General features: G+C 54.7%; 14 protein-coding genes and 1 pseudogene. 8 read left to right on the top strand and 7 right to left on the bottom strand.

The window, feature by feature from the left end; translation table 11 throughout:
- Positions 1 to 123: 123 nt before the first annotated feature.
- A complete protein-coding gene (locus CCASEI_RS10275) occupies positions 124 to 756 on the bottom strand; it encodes a resuscitation-promoting factor Rpf1 domain-containing protein (RefSeq protein ID WP_025387933.1) in 633 nt (210 codons plus the stop codon).
- 556 nt (positions 757 to 1,312) lie between these two features.
- Here CCASEI_RS10275 and CCASEI_RS15075 point away from each other — a divergent pair.
- Entirely contained in the window at positions 1,313 to 1,696 is a 384-nt protein-coding gene (locus CCASEI_RS15075; protein WP_006822942.1) for a cold-shock protein, read from the top strand.
- Between the two features lie 159 nt (positions 1,697 to 1,855).
- Here the strand turns inward: CCASEI_RS15075 and CCASEI_RS15715 are convergent.
- Positions 1,856 to 2,374, bottom strand: a pseudogene (locus tag CCASEI_RS15715) (short chain dehydrogenase); the annotation flags it as partial.
- Between the two features lie 155 nt (positions 2,375 to 2,529).
- On the opposite strand from CCASEI_RS15715, the gene CCASEI_RS10265 reads away from it, so the two are divergent.
- The gene (locus tag CCASEI_RS10265) at positions 2,530 to 3,240 is read left to right on the top strand and encodes a GntR family transcriptional regulator (protein WP_225868397.1); all 711 of its coding nucleotides are present in this window, start codon (positions 2,530 to 2,532) and stop codon (positions 3,238 to 3,240) included.
- Between the two features lie 123 nt (positions 3,241 to 3,363).
- Here CCASEI_RS10265 and CCASEI_RS10260 read toward each other — a convergent pair whose 3' ends face one another.
- Both CCASEI_RS10260 and CCASEI_RS10255 read right to left on the bottom strand, forming a co-directional pair.
- Positions 3,364 to 3,927: a DUF2771 domain-containing protein gene (locus CCASEI_RS10260; RefSeq protein ID WP_025387931.1), complete on the bottom strand. Its 564-nt coding sequence runs from the start codon at positions 3,925 to 3,927 to the stop codon at positions 3,364 to 3,366.
- A 55-nt stretch (positions 3,928 to 3,982) separates the two neighbouring features.
- Positions 3,983 to 4,882: a glutaminyl-peptide cyclotransferase gene (locus tag CCASEI_RS10255; RefSeq protein WP_025387930.1), complete on the bottom strand. Its 900-nt coding sequence runs from the start codon at positions 4,880 to 4,882 to the stop codon at positions 3,983 to 3,985.
- 174 nt (positions 4,883 to 5,056) lie between these two features.
- On the opposite strand from CCASEI_RS10255, the gene CCASEI_RS10250 reads away from it, so the two are divergent.
- From CCASEI_RS10250 to CCASEI_RS10240, 3 genes are all read left to right on the top strand, one after another.
- Positions 5,057 to 5,677 (top strand): DUF3027 domain-containing protein, encoded by a 621-nt coding sequence (locus CCASEI_RS10250; RefSeq protein ID WP_025387929.1) that lies wholly within the window; start codon positions 5,057 to 5,059, stop codon positions 5,675 to 5,677.
- A 304-nt stretch (positions 5,678 to 5,981) separates the two neighbouring features.
- On the top strand, positions 5,982 to 7,385 hold the full coding sequence (locus CCASEI_RS10245) for an NCS2 family permease (RefSeq protein WP_006822947.1): 1,404 nt from the start codon (positions 5,982 to 5,984) through the stop codon (positions 7,383 to 7,385).
- Positions 7,386 to 7,403: 18 nt separating this feature from the next.
- A complete protein-coding gene (locus tag CCASEI_RS10240) occupies positions 7,404 to 8,198 on the top strand; it encodes a TrmH family RNA methyltransferase (protein ID WP_006822948.1) in 795 nt (264 codons plus the stop codon).
- A 27-nt stretch (positions 8,199 to 8,225) separates the two neighbouring features.
- Here CCASEI_RS10240 and CCASEI_RS10235 read toward each other — a convergent pair whose 3' ends face one another.
- The 3 genes from CCASEI_RS10235 to serC form a co-directional block, all read right to left on the bottom strand.
- Complete coding sequence (locus CCASEI_RS10235; RefSeq protein ID WP_006822949.1) at positions 8,226 to 9,113, bottom strand: DUF6928 family protein; 888 nt, start codon at positions 9,111 to 9,113, stop codon at positions 8,226 to 8,228.
- An 82-nt stretch (positions 9,114 to 9,195) separates the two neighbouring features.
- Positions 9,196 to 10,449: a septation protein SepH gene (gene sepH, locus CCASEI_RS10230; protein ID WP_025387928.1), complete on the bottom strand. Its 1,254-nt coding sequence runs from the start codon at positions 10,447 to 10,449 to the stop codon at positions 9,196 to 9,198.
- A gap of 156 nt (positions 10,450 to 10,605) precedes the next feature.
- On the bottom strand, positions 10,606 to 11,748 hold the full coding sequence (gene serC / locus CCASEI_RS10225) for a phosphoserine transaminase (RefSeq protein ID WP_025387927.1): 1,143 nt from the start codon (positions 11,746 to 11,748) through the stop codon (positions 10,606 to 10,608).
- A 332-nt stretch (positions 11,749 to 12,080) separates the two neighbouring features.
- Here serC and CCASEI_RS10220 point away from each other — a divergent pair, with 332 nt between their 5' ends.
- From CCASEI_RS10220 to CCASEI_RS10210, 3 genes are all read left to right on the top strand, one after another.
- Positions 12,081 to 13,373 (top strand): citrate synthase, encoded by a 1,293-nt coding sequence (locus tag CCASEI_RS10220; RefSeq protein ID WP_025387926.1) that lies wholly within the window; start codon positions 12,081 to 12,083, stop codon positions 13,371 to 13,373.
- Between the two features lie 370 nt (positions 13,374 to 13,743).
- On the top strand, positions 13,744 to 14,103 hold the full coding sequence (locus CCASEI_RS10215; protein ID WP_006822953.1) for an FKBP-type peptidyl-prolyl cis-trans isomerase: 360 nt from the start codon (positions 13,744 to 13,746) through the stop codon (positions 14,101 to 14,103).
- Between the two features lie 160 nt (positions 14,104 to 14,263).
- Positions 14,264 to 15,130 (top strand): aldo/keto reductase, encoded by an 867-nt coding sequence (locus CCASEI_RS10210; RefSeq protein ID WP_025387925.1) that lies wholly within the window; start codon positions 14,264 to 14,266, stop codon positions 15,128 to 15,130.
- The last annotated feature ends 50 nt before the right edge of the window (positions 15,131 to 15,180 follow it).

Here is a 15,180-nt window from a genome sequence, read left to right as displayed (position 1 = left end):
AAACAGCAGTTGGTTGTGCTGGGGGTGCCGGATGCACGTGCGCGATGTGCTGGACGCATCTACGAAAAGAGCCTGTCACCGAAAGTGGTGACAGGCTCTTGAACCCTTTAGGTTGGTACTGGATTAGCCAGCGAGTGCAACGATTGGGTCGATGGTGCCGCGGTTAGCGCTGTAGAAAGCGTTGAAGTCGCTGCGGTTAGCCTTGTAAGCCTCGGTGACTACAGAAGGAACCTGCACACCGTAGTTAGACAAGGTGTCAACAACCAGGCTGTAGACAGCGTCAGAAGCTACCTCATCGGAGGAGGAGTTCTGTGCAGCCTGCTGAACCGCTGCAGGAGCGTCAGCTGGAACTGCAGGAGCGGAAGACTCCTGGGAAGGAGCGGTTCGCTCAGTAGGTGCGGAGTTCAGGCCCATGCCTGCGGAGCAAGCTGGCCATGCGCCCCAACCCTGCTGTGCCAGGGTGCGCTCTGCAACAACAATTTGCTGCTCGCGTGAAGCCTGGTTTGCGGTCGCAGCGAACTCTCCGCCGCCGAATGCCTGCCAGGTGGATGCAGAGAACTGCAGGCCACCGTGGTAGCCGTTGCCGGTGTTGATTGACCAGTTACCGCCGGACTCGCACTGTGCGAGGCGGTCCCAGTCAGAATCCGGAGCTGCTGCTGCGGTTGGTGCCATCAGTGCAGCTGCTGCACCGAAAGCGACGGTGGTTGCTGCGAACTTCGTGCCAACGGAGTTGGTCTTAGCGGAGTGGCGTCCCATTTAAGTGTTCCTCTCTTACCCGCAAGATTTTGGTCCGGTTAAAATTAATGATGTTCAATCTTTAAAAGTCTTTTGCGCTCATCCTTGGCTGCTACCTTCAATGCAGGGTCGGACTCATGTGCGGGAGTCCCTGCGATAGCCGCCATCAAAGCGCCTGCCGAACACTGTAACGGTTTATAACGAATCAGTCACGTTAATCTAACCTTTTGTTACTTTTCGGAATTTTTTCTACACAGGTAACGTTGAGATTTAGTAGATTCTTCCTGTTCAGCGGCAATCAGCAAATTGCCAAGAATTTGATATGAGATGAGTCACATGAAGTAACAATATTACGTTTCTAGCCGCTATCAGAGTACTTTTAGCTCTGATTCTTTGTGCGCGCCCGTACCTTTCACACTCAGTGGCACAGTACTTTTCCTCATGCATAGATGTAGCGATAGATCAAGGGTCTCTCGTATTGTCTTTATGTATTAGAAAAGCGTTCCCGCTTGGGTAAAAGTTCTGGCGCGCGCTAAAATATCTTCTTTCCCTATTTAATCGAAAGTGGTGAGCCCCCATGCCTATCGGCAAAGTTAAGTGGTTTGACGCTGAAAAAGGTTTTGGCTTCGTCTCCAATCCTGGAGATGAAGATGTCTATGTCGGCCGGAACATTCTGCCCGAGGGTGTTAAGGAACTGGTGCAGGGCCAGCGAATTGAGTTTGACTTCGCGGCTGGCCGTCGGGGCCCACAGGCTCTGCGCGTCAAGGTTCTGGAAACCCCACGACGTAGCGCTAAGCCTTCGCGCAAACCAGATGAGCTTGCAAGCATGCTCTCTGACGTTATGACGCTTCTGGAGACCCAGGTGCAGCCAGTGCTGGCACAGGGACGTTACCCAGAGCGCAAGACTGGACGTCAGGTTGCTGAAATCCTCCGCGCTATTGCGAAGGACCTTGACAGCTAAGCGGTCAATAAAAAAGAGACGGTGTTCTAGAGAGCTAATTGCTCTAGAACACCGTCTCCTTTGCTTTGCTTGGTCAGTGGGGTTTCTTCCTTTTAGTTTCCAGACCTTGAGTACTTGGCCGGTCTCAACGCCGTGGGCGGAGCGGACGAAGGCATTGGCCACTAGCTGTGCAGGGACAGGGTTGGAACCAGGGAAGAAAGCGCCGTAAGTGTCCAAGGATTCTTGAACGACGTTTGGGCTGACAACATTGATGCGGATTCCGCGTGGCAAGTCGGTGCTGGCAGTATAGGTAAAGGCTTCAAGCCCGCCGTTGACGGTCGAGGCAACCACAGACTTCTTGACTGGGTGCTGGGTGAGGATGCCGGTAATCAGCGTGAATGAACCGCCATCATTGAGGTAGGGAAGTCCGTGTAGAACCAGGTTGATTTGGCCTTGCAGCTTGTTGCCAATGCCAGCCTGGAAGTCTTCGGTGTCTGCGTATTCAAGATGGACGAATGGCGCCGAGCCCAAGGTGGCGACAATCGCGTCGAATTTGCCGGCTTCCTTAAAGAAGTTCTTGACGGACTGTGCATCGGTGATGTCAATGCCAGGCGAGGAATTTCGGAAGGCAGAAACGACATCGTCGCCCGTCGGTGAATGCCTTGACGGTTGCCTGGCCGACGGTTCCGCTTGCGCCAACTACTAATACGCGCATGATGAGCTCCAATCCTTTGAAGTAAATAGTCATATTGTAAGACAAAGTTGAGGCCACGCTAACACGTCATTTCCGCCTTGTCGGGGCTTTGGATTGTGTAACAATGGTTAAGGATCCCATGGAGTGGAAGGAGAAGCGGATGGCACGCTCGGAAGGAGCTGGCGGTGACTGTGGCACGGCGACGGCCGCGGTGACTAATACAGAACGGCGTCAACGCGTTATTGATGACCTCAAGCAGCGCATAGCTTTGGGTGAGATTCCGTTGGGTTCGCGAATTGTCGAGGCGGAAGTAACTTCTCGTTTGGGTATTAGCCGCCCGACGGTGAGAGAAGCGCTGAGCCAGCTGGCACGTCATGGCTACCTGGTTCAAGAGGCATATCGTGGCTACCGCGTGAGTGAAATTCATCGCGAGCGGGTGCGTGAATTGGCAACAGTTCGCGTGGCCAATGACATGGTCGCCATTGAAGGAATTCTGGGCGACGAGAGTGGCAAACGCATGGAGCAGCTGGATGCGGTGCTGCAGGAGTATCTCACCCGCATGGATAAACCTGACCCCATCGTGCGGCACGAAGCGCATATGGCTTTCCATCGAGGGATCTGGGAAGCCTCCGGAAACACATTCATGATGAAGCTGTGGCCGGTGCTCGAAGCGGAGATGACGCTGGTCCTCGCCGTTGAGCAGGAACAGCGCCATAACGACTCGCGTGCGCGTGCTTTAGATGAATCATTGGTGGAGTGCATTCGTCGCGGTGACAGGGAAGAAATTCATGAAAATCTGCGCATGCATGTGGTGGACAGCGCGGAGGAATTCCTGGAATTTTTCGACGCCACAATAGGGCGCACTATATAGTCTCGACGCTGATAATTCTATCTACACTGCAAACTTCGAGCTTAGTTTTGTTGCTCTTCTTTTAAAATGTCGGATGCAATGATAAACGCGGGAAACGTGACAATACTTCGGTTCAGTAGAGTTCTACTGAGATTCCTGATTAGCTAGTTCCTCGTCGCTCATGGTGGAAATTGACCACACGGAAGAAAACGGTGCTTCTTCGCCTTCATCATCGGTGCCAACTAGAACGGCGGAGACCTCAACAACCATCAAGTGCGGGCGGTCTTCGCTGTCGGATGCTTCGATGGGGTCAACCGAGCCAGGGATTTCAACGGTGTTAGTCTCTCCAGGGCCGTGAAGGGTTTCATCATTCGCGGCAGGGTTGTCATAGATACTCAAGACTTGCCACTGGTAGCGGCTGATGTCATCGGGCAGCTCCAGGTTGAGAGTTTCATCTTCGCCAACATAGAGGTTGGGTACTTCACCCTCCGGGCACTCTGTGCCAGGCATACACACGAGGTAGGGTGCTACCTCGATGGACTCTTCTCCGACTGATGCGGTGACCCGGATATCTTCCGGATGGGCACCAGGGCGGTTATTCGCCCACGATTGGAATAGCACCACCGCAACGACGATGACGACTACGGCGATTAGTAGTGCCAGTACCTGGATGAGCGTTTGCTTTCTTGCCTGCTTGCGAGTGGCCATGGCTTGTGATTCTACAGCAGCCACACCAGGGTTCTAAGCCGGCGGTGGGGCCAGGCTAAGAAATCGGGTCGAAGCTCACGCGGTACATATCGGGCCAGCGCTTTCCGGTGAGGAAATACTCGTCAGTATCTGGAATGTGCGCGATGCCGTTGAGGACATGATCCGGGTCTTCCTCGGCGTTGTTTTCCAAGCCGGAAGCGTCAACAATGCCGGTGACCTTACCGGTTGCTGGGTCGATGCGCAGGATATCGGTGCTAAACCAGACGTTGGCAAAGACTTCAACGTCGACGCATTCCAGCTCATTGATGTTGTCTACGGCCTGACCATCCAGGGTGACAGGCACACGCGATTGCTCTTCAAAGCTCTCACCGTCCAAGTGTCGCAGTTCGTTGGTGCCATCAGACATGACAAGCGTTGAGGAGTCATCCACGCTGCACAAGCCCCAGCCTTCACCGGGGTAGGAGACAGTGTCAAGCAGCTCGTAGCTTTCCGCGTCATACTTGTAAGCCTCACCGGAGTCCCAGGACAGCTGCCAAATCAGTGGACCATCGGCGCTGTCATATTGGGTTAAACCTTCGCCGAAAACATCGTCCTCATTACCGACGTGCTGCTGCGCGGAATCACTGCCCACCGGCAGAGTAAAAATCCCGGACTCGCCGTACTGACCGGTGCCCACCAGTACCTCGCCGTTCGGTGTGACCTCTAGGCCTTGGGTGAACAAGGAAGCATCGAAAGGCACCCGCTCAATGACGTTGGCCTCGAAGCGCTCAACTGTTGTTGTGCTTCCTTCTTCATCGCTTCCCGCCGCCTCACCAGAAGAAGCACTAGAAGAAAGGGAAGGAGAAGAGGAGGCGGAACTTGCGGAATCCGATACAGAATCTGCGCTTGAACATCCCATGAGAGTCAGCGGAAGGGCCAATAAAGCTAGCAATGCAGGCGTGGTGTGGGAGGGCATGTGTCTATTGTGCAGCAAATGATCAATAATGTGAACGTGTCTTCATATAGTGAAAGCTCTGAGTCGCGTCCACATCGCAGGCGATCGACGCGCAACGCAGGACGTTCCAGAGGCGACCGTAATAACCGAAACAACCGCCGCGATGGCGGGAATGGTGGAAATAAATCACCGCTGATGGCGCGCCAAGCAGTAGAACGCGCGCGTTGGGCGCTGGAGGAATTTGGTGAAGGCGAAGTAGGAAAGCACCTTGGCGTTGCCATGACTAGTGCTGATACCGCAACGCACCGCTTTGCTGCCGATGTCCCCGGCTATTCTGGCTGGGAATGGCATGCCGTGCTTGCTTGCCCGCCGGGTGAAACTTCTGTGACCGTTAGTGAACTCGCCTTGGTTCCTGCCGCCCAAGCGCTGCAAGCCCCGGAGTGGATTCCATGGTCCGACCGCATTCAGCCGGGCGATTTGGGCCCGGGCGATCTCATGCCGCCGGAGCCCAATGACCCACGCTTGGATGGCGAGGACTTGTCGGCGCAGGGACTCGATGATGCCCTGGCGCGCTGGCGCAAGGGGGACTTTGGGCCGAACTCTGCCATGGCGGAAAAGGCGCCACTACAGTGCACCACCTGTGCTTTCTTCATGCCCTGGGGCCGCGGCTTCGGCATCTGCGCCAATGAATATTCCGCGGATGGCCGTGTGGTTCACTCCCGTTATGGCTGCGGCGCGCACTCGCGCACCCGCGTGGTTGATACGGAAGCGCAGCCACCGCAGGCGCCTTTCGATGACGAAGACCCGTACCTCTAAGAGTGCCTGCCAAATGTCGCGCTGATTTCTGGCATGTGTTGCAACTAACCGCGGTGGATTCAAGTCTGTTGCAACATACTTAAGCCGTATAATTGCCTGGCGAATTGCAAAAATTATGCTGGGAGGGCCAAAATAACAGGTGTCCATCCAGCATTATTGCTACCCATAACTGCCACAAAGGCAGGGCGGCTAGCACGCCGGGCCAACCTCGCAGTCGCACACACCGCAAAAATGACGAGCCTTTACCCTCATTCCATCGGCATTTGGTGCGCGGGCTGTTTGTAAAATGAATAAGGGGCCATACGTGAACGACGTACTTGACCGATATTTTAAGATTTCAGAACGTGGTTCCAGCATTGGAACTGAAGTCCGCGCGGGAACGGTGTCGTTCTTCGCCATGGCATACATTATCCTGCTGAACCCGCTGATTATCGGCACAGTAGAAGACGTCAACGGAACCACCCTTGGCATTCCCCAGGTCGCAGCAGCAACTGCACTGGTAGCCGGCGTGGTCACAATTTTCTTCGGTGTACTGTCCAACTATCCGTTCGCATTCGCGACCGGATTGGGTATCAACTCGCTTGTTGCTGTCACTCTCGTTGCTGGTGAGGGTTTGACCTGGCCACAAGCAATGGGCCTGGTGGTCATCGAGGGCATCATCATTGTCATCCTGGCCGTCTCCGGTTTCCGCAGCGCAGTCTTTAACGCGATTCCAATGTCGCTCAAGGCTGCCATCGGTGTGGGTATTGGCCTGTTCATCGCCATGATCGGCTTTGTTGATGGTGGCTTTGTCACCCGCATTCCAGACGCTGCAATGACCACCGTTCCAGTCGGACTGGGCCAAGGCGGTTCCATTGCAACCTGGCCAGCATTCATCTTCGTCATTGGCCTGATCATCTGTGGCGGGCTGGTTGTGCGCAACGTTCGCGGTGGCCTGTTCATCGGCATCATCGCAACCACGGCTATTGCGCTCATCGTGCAGGCTGTTGCTCCTTCTGAAGACTGGGGCATGGCTACCCCAGGTATCCCAGATTCCCTCGGCGGAATGCCTGACCTGTCGATTGTCGGCCAGGTTGATCTGATTGGTGCTTTTGCCAACATCGGCATCATTGCCACCACCTTGCTGGTCTTCGCGCTGCTGCTGGCTAACTTCTTCGACGCCATGGGTACCTTTACCGCATTGGGTAAGGCCAGTGGCCTCGCCGATGAAGATGGTGTGCTGCCAGATATGAAGAAGGCTCTGGTTCTGGAAGGCTTCGGCGCAGTTGCCGGCGGCCTGGGTTCGGTTTCTTCCAACACCGTCTTCGCGGATTCCTCCGCCGGCGTTGGTGACGGCGCAAAGACCGGCCTGGCCAACATCACCACCGGCGTGCTCTTTCTCGCCGCAATGTTCCTCACTCCTTTGTATGAGGTTGTCCCCATTGAGGCAGCATCCCCAGTTCTGGTCATCGTTGGTGTGATGATGGCTGGCCAGCTGACCTCCATCGAATGGCGCAAGATGGAAATTGCCATCCCATCCTTCCTGACCATCGTCATCATGCCATTTACCTACTCCATTGCTAACGGCATTGGTGTTGGCTTCATCGCTTACGCAGTGATGATGGCATTCGCTGGTAAGGCAAAGCAGGTCCACTGGATTATCTGGCTGGTATCCGCACTGTTCCTGGTGTTCTTCTCCATGGAGCCACTGCTGAGCTTGGTGGGCTAGTGCCATAAAATAGTCTGCATGATGATTGCAGACCCACACGACCCTCGCTTGGATGATGTCCGTGACTTGAATAAGTCCGACAAATCCGGCGAGGGTTTAGTCATTGCTGAAGGCCATTTGGTTGTCTCTCGCCTGGTGGCTTCCCGCTTCCCGGTGCGGTGCATCGTGGGCTTTGCATCCAAGCTGGAGCATTATGTGGACATCTATGGCGACCCGGGCTGTCCCATGTATGAAGTGTCGCGGGAGACATTGGCTGAGGTGGCAGGCTTTGATATGCACCGCGGGCTGGTTGCCGCGGCCGATAGGTCCACGCCCCTTGAGGTGGCAGAGGTTATCCAGGACGCGCAGACAGTAGTGGTGTTGGAGGGCGTCGGGGACCATGAGAACATCGGGTCGCTTTTCCGCAATGCAGCCGGCATGGATGTAGACGCGGTGCTGCTCGGTGCGGGTGCCGCCGATCCGCTTTATCGCCGCAGTGTGCGGGTATCCATGGGGCATGCTTTACGTTTGCCCTTTGCGCGTTTTGATGGCGGTTTTACCACCTGGCAGCGCTCACTCGCATTGCTTGCCGATGCCGGCTTCCACCTTGTTTCTTTGACCCCCGACGAGGATGCTGTCCATCTTGCTGATGCCCTTGAAGGCCACGCCAAGATTGCACTCATGGTGGGTGCGGAAGGCCCGGGCCTAACGGAGCACGCCATGCGCGCAACGCATGTCCGTGCCCAAATCCCAATGGCACCGGGCACTGATTCGCTCAACGTGGCTACTGCCGCGGCAATCGCTTTCTACGAGCGCCAGCGTTCCTTTCGCTAAGTATTCGCGACTGCGTTAGCAGTCGCGCTAGCGGTTGCGCCTATCAGCGATATAGTCGCGGGCCCTGTCCGTGGCGTTGCGCAGGAAAGAACCAGCGCGGATGGTGGCCTTCTTAGCAAAGTCCGTGGAGGTCTCCAGGACGCGCTGGAAATTCTCACTCGTTGAAGTGGTGGGTTCTTCCTCCGGCGACTCATAATCGTCATAGTCAGCATTCGAGGGACCCATGCCAAGTTTGAATGCTGCATCTGAGGTCAACTGGCTCACGGACTTTACCTGCGGCGCAGTATCCACCTTGGGCTCCGGACGGCCATCAACTGCATAGCCCACCACATGAAGGTCAGGGCCTTCATTATCAATGCTCACGCCCAACCAGTGGCGTTGGGCTTCTTCCATCAAATCTCGTGGCTCAAAGGGCAGGGAAATACCGCCCAGTGGTTCTGCCTTGTCTCCCGCCCAATAGGGGTTCTCAAAAGTCAGCGGAAGACCAGAGTCTTCCATTAGCTCATAACGGGTTCCGCTAAAGACGCGCTTGATTTCGCCGTGGTGCCAGTGTGCGAATCCGGCCCAGCCTTCCTTTTCATTGACGGCGCAAGCATAAACGTCTTCACTCGGAAGTGCCTGGCGCAATTTCGGGTTGAGCTCACTCAAGCGCAACGGGGAATCCTTATCAGCGTGGATTACGGTTTGCACCACGGTGACACCTGGGTAGCCGCCGATGTAGAACTCATGATCATCGGCCTGCGCCGATCGGTTAAGTGGAAACTGACCAATGGGAGTTACCGGAAACAGAGGATTGAGCTGCGCCAAGTACTTGCGGCCATATCCGCGGTCCGCTTTAGGTTCGGTCTCTAGGACAGCGGCAGGGTTGTCACAGTTGACGTACCAAATGGTCAACACTGCGCGGTTCAGAGCCACCGTAGTCTCCTTTAAATCAGTTAAAAGCTATTAGTTCTCTTCAATTGCGTAGCTAATCACCCTGAACTAGAAAAGGGGAGGATTAGCTGCGTGGACGCTTTGTATTAGCGCGTACCCCGAGAAGGACATCTTCCCAATGCGGGGTTACTGCCTTACGGCGGCGCTTCGTCGGCTGCTTTTCCGGATCTGGATGCTGCAAGAATTCATCCGCATCGGACTCCGCCGATTCCTCACCGTGGTCCGCACCGTTGCCAGCAGCAGGTGCATCTTCAGCTAACGTGCCCTCTAAATCTTCAGGATCAAGGTCAGAGGTATCAGCTTCCTGGTCATAGACGCCAGGGGTGTCATCGTCACGCTCGTGCAGTTCAGCGTCGTCATACTCTTCGCCGACTGGGGCCAAACGTGGACGGCCATCTGCAGATGCCGGGCCATCGATGGCCTCGTCATAACGGGAACCACGGCCGATGGATGTCAGCGTACGAACTGGCTGCACGAAATCTGGATCGGTGAGATCCGCTGCAACGGAGTTGCGGGCTTCAGCGGTGGAAGGAGACGACATGGAAGGCTTGAAGGTCCACAGTGCTTCATTCTCAGACAAGCCAGCCTTCCAACTGACCTTGATGACCCACGGCTGGGACTGCTCGCGGTATGCAGTCCACTCAGCATCAGATAATGAATGACCACGGGCAGCGAAGGATGTAGCCAAGATTTCCCACAGTGTCAGTTTCGCTGGGCCGTCTTCACGGACTGGGTGCGCCTGCTTTGCTTGTTCCGCAATGTTGTTGCGTTCCAGCATGACTGGGTATGCGAAAGGCTCAACCCGAGATTCGGCGATGCCCATTTCATCGGCAAGCTCTGCAGCAGAAGCACCAGCACGCACGCGTGCCTGAATCTCTGCAGGGCGCATCGTCATAGCATCGGAGTATGGACGTGAACCCTGCTCAGAGGAAACATTGCTAACCATTCGCGGACCATGATGAACCGGCGCTGAGGCTGCGCTAGGTGCATCAGCCTTATCCGGCTGCTCAACCTCGTCCTCGGTGGAGCCTTCTTCAGCTGCAAGCTCAGAGACATTAGAAGCGGTCGCTTCCTCATCGCTCGCTACGAAGTCTGCCTCCGCATCCTCGGCGTCATCACCATCGGGATCGTCGCTGACAGCGGCGGGTGCCAAGTGAGAAATAGAGGACAGTCCATTGTGCGATCCAGAATCAGAGGAATCATCCAAAAGGGATTGCAATTCCTCAGTGACAGCGACGAAGAACTCGTCGCCTTCCTCGGTTTCCAGAACCAAGGAGGTCTTCGTGGAGTCGCTGTAGTTGACGAACAACTCACGCATGGTCTTCGCGCTCCTTCAAGCTTGCGGGGACATCAGAACACATCCACTGTGAAGCAGATAACCACCACCTTAACGCAGGAATGCGCCGAAGCTTGGCAGCGACGGCGCATTTTGGTGCGTGTGTAGAGATAGAACTACAAGTTGTTACTCATGTGACTACTTAGTAGCAACTCCAGCTTCCAGAATGGAATCGATAGCACGGGTCAGAATCTCAATATCTGCTGGATCGATGGCAGGGAACATGCCTATACGCAGCTGGTTGCGGCCCAGCTTGCGGTAAGGCTCAACATCCAAGATGCCGTTTTGGCGCAGAACCTTCGCGATTACTGCAGCGTCGATGGAGTCATCGAAGTCGATGGTGCCCACAACCAGGGAACGGGAATCTGCATCAGCGACATAAGGAGTGGTCTCCTCGCGTGCATCAGCCCAGTTGTACAAGGTGGAGGAAGACTGGGCGGTGCGCTCAACCATGCCAGCCAAGCCGCCATTGTTGTTCATCCACTTGACCTGGTCCGCCAGCATGAGCAGGGTGGCAACAGCTGGGGTGTTATAGGTCTGGTTCTTGCGGGAGTTGTCCACCGCGGTCTGCAGATCCAAGAAGGCAGGAATGAAACGGCCGGAATCCTTGACGGACGCGATGCGCTCGATGGCAGCAGGGGACATTGCAGCCAGCCACAGGCCACCATCGGATGCGAAAGACTTCTGTGGGGAGAAGTAATAAGCATCTACCTGGGAGATATCCACTGGCAAACCACCTGCGCCGGAGGTTGCATCCACAACTACCAGCTGGTCAGGACTGAGGCCCTCTGGACGGGCGACAGGAACCATCGCGCCCGTGGAGGTTTCATTGTGTGCCCAAGCGACAACGTCTGCGTCGGTGCCAGCCAATTCAGCTGGTGATGGGGACGTGCCTGCTGGACCTTCTACGATCTGAGGCTCATCCAACCAAGGGGCCTGCTTGGAAGCCTTTGCGAACTTCGAGGAGAACTCACCGAAGCTCAAGTGAGCGGACTTTTTGTTGATGAGGCCGAAGGTCGCGGCATCCCAGAACGCGGTCGCGCCGCCGAGGGACAGAACAATTTCGTAGCCCTCTGGCAGGGAAAACAGCTCAGACAATCCGTCACGGACCTCACCAACAACGTTCTTGACTGCTGCCTGGCGGTGGGAAGTGCCGATGACGTCCTGTGCGCCGTTGACCACGGCATCAATTTGAGCTTGGCGGACCTTGGAAGGGCCACAGCCAAAGCGTCCATCGGAAGGAATGAGATCAGGGGAGAGCTTGTAATCCGGGTTAGTCATGGTAGGAGTATACGGGGTTTGGAATATTATGTGACACCAAAAGTGGTCTAAATCATGCAGGCGTCCATAAGTGAAGCAATCCGCAAATGAAATGAAATGTATTAAAACTAGCGAAAAATACCTTGGTGGGTGACGTATCCCCTACCACAAATGGGGTTAGGCGTAACACAAACGGCGCAGGCTAACCGGACGATCGTTCTGCTAGCAAGGGAAAATTCGCAAATCTTGCTAGAGTAGGTAAAGAAATACTAGTGAAACGCAGTGCAAGTGTTATGACGTGCCTAGTGTTATAAACGGCGAAACACTTAACAATAAAGTGAAAGGACACCTACGTGGCTTCCGAAGATAACAAGGTAAAGCTTTCCTACCCGGGTGGCGAGTACGAAATGGACATCAAGACCTCGACTGAGGGCGACAATGGTTTTGATATCTCCAAGCTTCGCAATGAAACCGGACTGGTTACCTTTGACCCTGGTTACACCGCTACCGGCTCCACCGAGTCCAAGATTACTTTCATCAATGGCGAAGAGGGCATCCTTCGCCACCGCGGTTATGACATCGCAGACCTCGCGCAGAACGCAACCTTCAACGAGGTTTCTTACCTGCTCATCAAGGGCGAACTGCCGACCGAAGAGCAGCTGAACAAGTTCAGCAACGACATCCGTCACCACACTCTGTTGGATGAGGACTTCAAGGCTCAGTTCAACATCTTCCCACGTGACGCACACCCAATGGCTGTGCTCGCTTCTTCCGTGAACATTCTCTCCACCTATTATCAGGATCAGCTCGATCCTCTGGATGAGGAGCAGCTAGATAAGGCAACTGTTCGCCTCCTAGCTAAGGTTCCAATGTTGGCTGCTTACGCATTCCGTGCGTCTCAGGGCAAGCCTTACATGTACCCAGATAACTCCCTGAACGCGTGTGAGAACTTCCTGCGCATGATGTTCGGTTACCCAACCGAGCCATATGAGGTAGACCCAATCGTTTCTAAGGCTCTGGACAAGCTGTTTATCCTGCACGCCGACCACGAGCAGAACTGTTCCGCATCTACCGTTCGCATGATCGGTTCTGCACAGGCAAACATGTTCGTCTCCATTGCAGGCGGCATCAATGCACTGTCCGGCCCACTGCACGGTGGCGCTAACTCCGCAGTTCTGGAGATGCTGGAAGACATCAAGAACAACCACGGTGGCGACGCAACCGACTTCATGAATCGCGTGAAGAACAAGGAAAAGGGCGTTCGCCTGATGGGCTTCGGTCACCGCGTCTACAAGAACTACGACCCACGTGCGGCTATCGTCAAGGACATCGCACACGAGGTTCTTGAGCACCTTGGCGGCGACGAGCTGCTGGATCTGGCTATGAAGCTGGAAGAGATTGCATTGGGTGATGATTACTTCGTATCCCGCAAGCTCTACCCGAACGTAGACTTCTACACCGGCCTGATCTACCGCGCAATGGGCTTCCCAACCGAATTCTTCACCGCACTGTTCGCAATCGGCCGTCTCCCAGGCTGGATTGCACAGTACCGTGAGCAGCTGGCGCTGAACACCAAGATCAACCGTCCTCGCCAGATCTACACCGGTGAAGCTCCTCGCGCATTCGTTCCTCGCACCGAGCGCTAGACGCTTCGCGGTATTAACTGCCTTACGGTCGTGCGCTAATTTTCATAACATTTGCATTACCATTCGGGCATTTGCCCTCGATAATTAAGTCGAATCAGCTTCCTCCCTTATAATTGGAGGAGCTTGATTCGACTTTTTCAATTTCGGGGCGAGTGTTATGCCGACAACTTAATCCATTGATGCCTTCAACATTGCGCACTTGAATCCTCGCCCTCAAGCTAGGAAAAATCGTGCTGTTGAAGATGTCCTCATGACAATCGGCACAAATGCAATGGATGAAGTTGTTGCCTGTCTAAGTTCGGAAAGCCCGAATACGTCATGTTTAAGCAACAGGCGCAATTAGACACAACGTCAAGGAGATGTTTACTTTATGGATAAGCCAATCATTGAAGCTTCAACCGGACCAGCACCAGCAGAACTGGTCATTGAAGACATTATCGTTGGTGACGGTGCTGAGGCACAGGCTGGCGGAGTAGTTGAAGTTCACTACGTTGGCGTCGAGTATGAATCCAACCAGGAGTTTGACTCCTCTTGGGACCGTGGCCAGTCCATCGAATTCCCTCTGACCGGCCTGATTTCAGGTTGGCAGGAAGGCATCCCAGGGATGCGTGTTGGCGGTCGCCGTCAGCTGACCATCCCACCAGAGCTGGCATACGGCCCAGCAGGTGGCGGGCACCCACTGTCCGGCCGCACCTTGGTCTTCGTTATCGACCTCATCAATGCAGGCTAATTCACTGCCGCTCTGATTTGAGTTCCTCTTAATCCCTGTTTCGCATCCCTTTGTGGTAGCAGGGATTTTTCATGCCTGTGAGAAGTCTCGATTTTGGAAGTGGTCACCTTAATAGCTGGATTTGGCACACAACAGAGTCACTTCGGGGCACAATAGAACCATGACTTCAAAAAACAGTGTTCCAGTTCCTTCGTTGACTCTTAATGATGAGCGTGAGATTCCGCAGATCGGCCTCGGCACGTACAAACTTCGTGATGAAGAGTGCATCTCGGTAGTGCGTGAAGCGATTGAGTTGGGCTACCGCCATTTCGATACGGCAACCCTGTACAAGAATGAGGAAGCATTGGGTAAAGCACTCAATGACGCTATTGCTTCCGGTGATGTTACCCGCGATGAGCTCTTTGTTACCAGCAAGGTCTGGCATGATCACCACGGGGCTGACAAGGTACGCGAGGCGTTCCAGACTTCGCTGGATCAGCTCGGCTTGGACTACTTGGATCTTTACATGGTGCACTGGCCATGGCCACAAGGCGGAAAATACATCGAGACCTTCGAAGAGATGGCTCGTCTACAGGGAATGGGGCAGATCGCTAGCATTGGCGTCGCTAACTTCTATGAAGAAGTCCTTGAAGAGCTAATGAAGGAAACAGGCATCGTTCCTGTTGTTAATCAGATTGAGCTCAACCCAACCTTCCGCCAGCCAGAGCTGCTGGATTTCCATAAGCAGCATGGAATCATCACCCAGGCATGGTCACCGCTTGCGCGCGGCAAGATTCTGAACAACCCGGACATCAAGGCGATCGCCGCGCAGCTTGAGCGTTCTGCCGGGCAGGTGGCATTGCGCTACCTGATGCAGAAAGACATCGTGATCATTCCCAAGTCTTCCCGCCGTGAGCGTCTGATTGAGAACCTGGGTGCTAAGGATTTTGAGCTCTCACGTTCCCAGATGGAAATCATGGACTCTCTTAACAACCCTGAGGGACGTTCTGGCAATGACCCAAGAGTCTGGCCAGGCGATGACGCTTAAGACATCCCGCTGCTAATAACTTCACAGAAATCCTCTGCAGAGCTTCAGTA

The sequence above is a fragment of the Corynebacterium casei LMG S-19264 genome (assembly GCF_000550785.1).
Taxonomy (GTDB): Bacteria; Actinomycetota; Actinomycetes; order Mycobacteriales; family Mycobacteriaceae; genus Corynebacterium; species Corynebacterium casei.
This window is presented reverse-complemented; position numbering and strand designations above follow the sequence as displayed.

Excerpts from the sequence above, each read along its gene's own strand:
- CCASEI_RS10240 (WP_006822948.1), top strand. The coding sequence starts at position 7,404 with ATGATGATTGCAGACCCACACGACCCTCGCTTGGATGATGTCCGTGAC.
- CCASEI_RS10255 (WP_025387930.1), bottom strand. The coding sequence starts at position 4,882 with ATGCCCTCCCACACCACGCCTGCATTGCTAGCTTTATTGGCCCTTCCG.
- CCASEI_RS10210 (WP_025387925.1), top strand. The coding sequence starts at position 14,264 with ATGACTTCAAAAAACAGTGTTCCAGTTCCTTCGTTGACTCTTAATGAT.
- CCASEI_RS10260 (WP_025387931.1), bottom strand. The coding sequence starts at position 3,927 with ATGGCCACTCGCAAGCAGGCAAGAAAGCAAACGCTCATCCAGGTACTG.
- CCASEI_RS10275 (WP_025387933.1), bottom strand. The coding sequence starts at position 756 with ATGGGACGCCACTCCGCTAAGACCAACTCCGTTGGCACGAAGTTCGCA.
- sepH (WP_025387928.1), bottom strand. The coding sequence starts at position 10,449 with ATGCGTGAGTTGTTCGTCAACTACAGCGACTCCACGAAGACCTCCTTG.
- CCASEI_RS10250 (WP_025387929.1), top strand. The coding sequence starts at position 5,057 with ATGGCGCGCCAAGCAGTAGAACGCGCGCGTTGGGCGCTGGAGGAATTT.
- serC (WP_025387927.1), bottom strand. The coding sequence starts at position 11,748 with ATGACTAACCCGGATTACAAGCTCTCCCCTGATCTCATTCCTTCCGAT.
- CCASEI_RS10265 (WP_225868397.1), top strand. The coding sequence starts at position 2,530 with ATGGCACGCTCGGAAGGAGCTGGCGGTGACTGTGGCACGGCGACGGCC.
- CCASEI_RS10215 (WP_006822953.1), top strand. The coding sequence starts at position 13,744 with ATGGATAAGCCAATCATTGAAGCTTCAACCGGACCAGCACCAGCAGAA.
- CCASEI_RS15075 (WP_006822942.1), top strand. The coding sequence starts at position 1,313 with ATGCCTATCGGCAAAGTTAAGTGGTTTGACGCTGAAAAAGGTTTTGGC.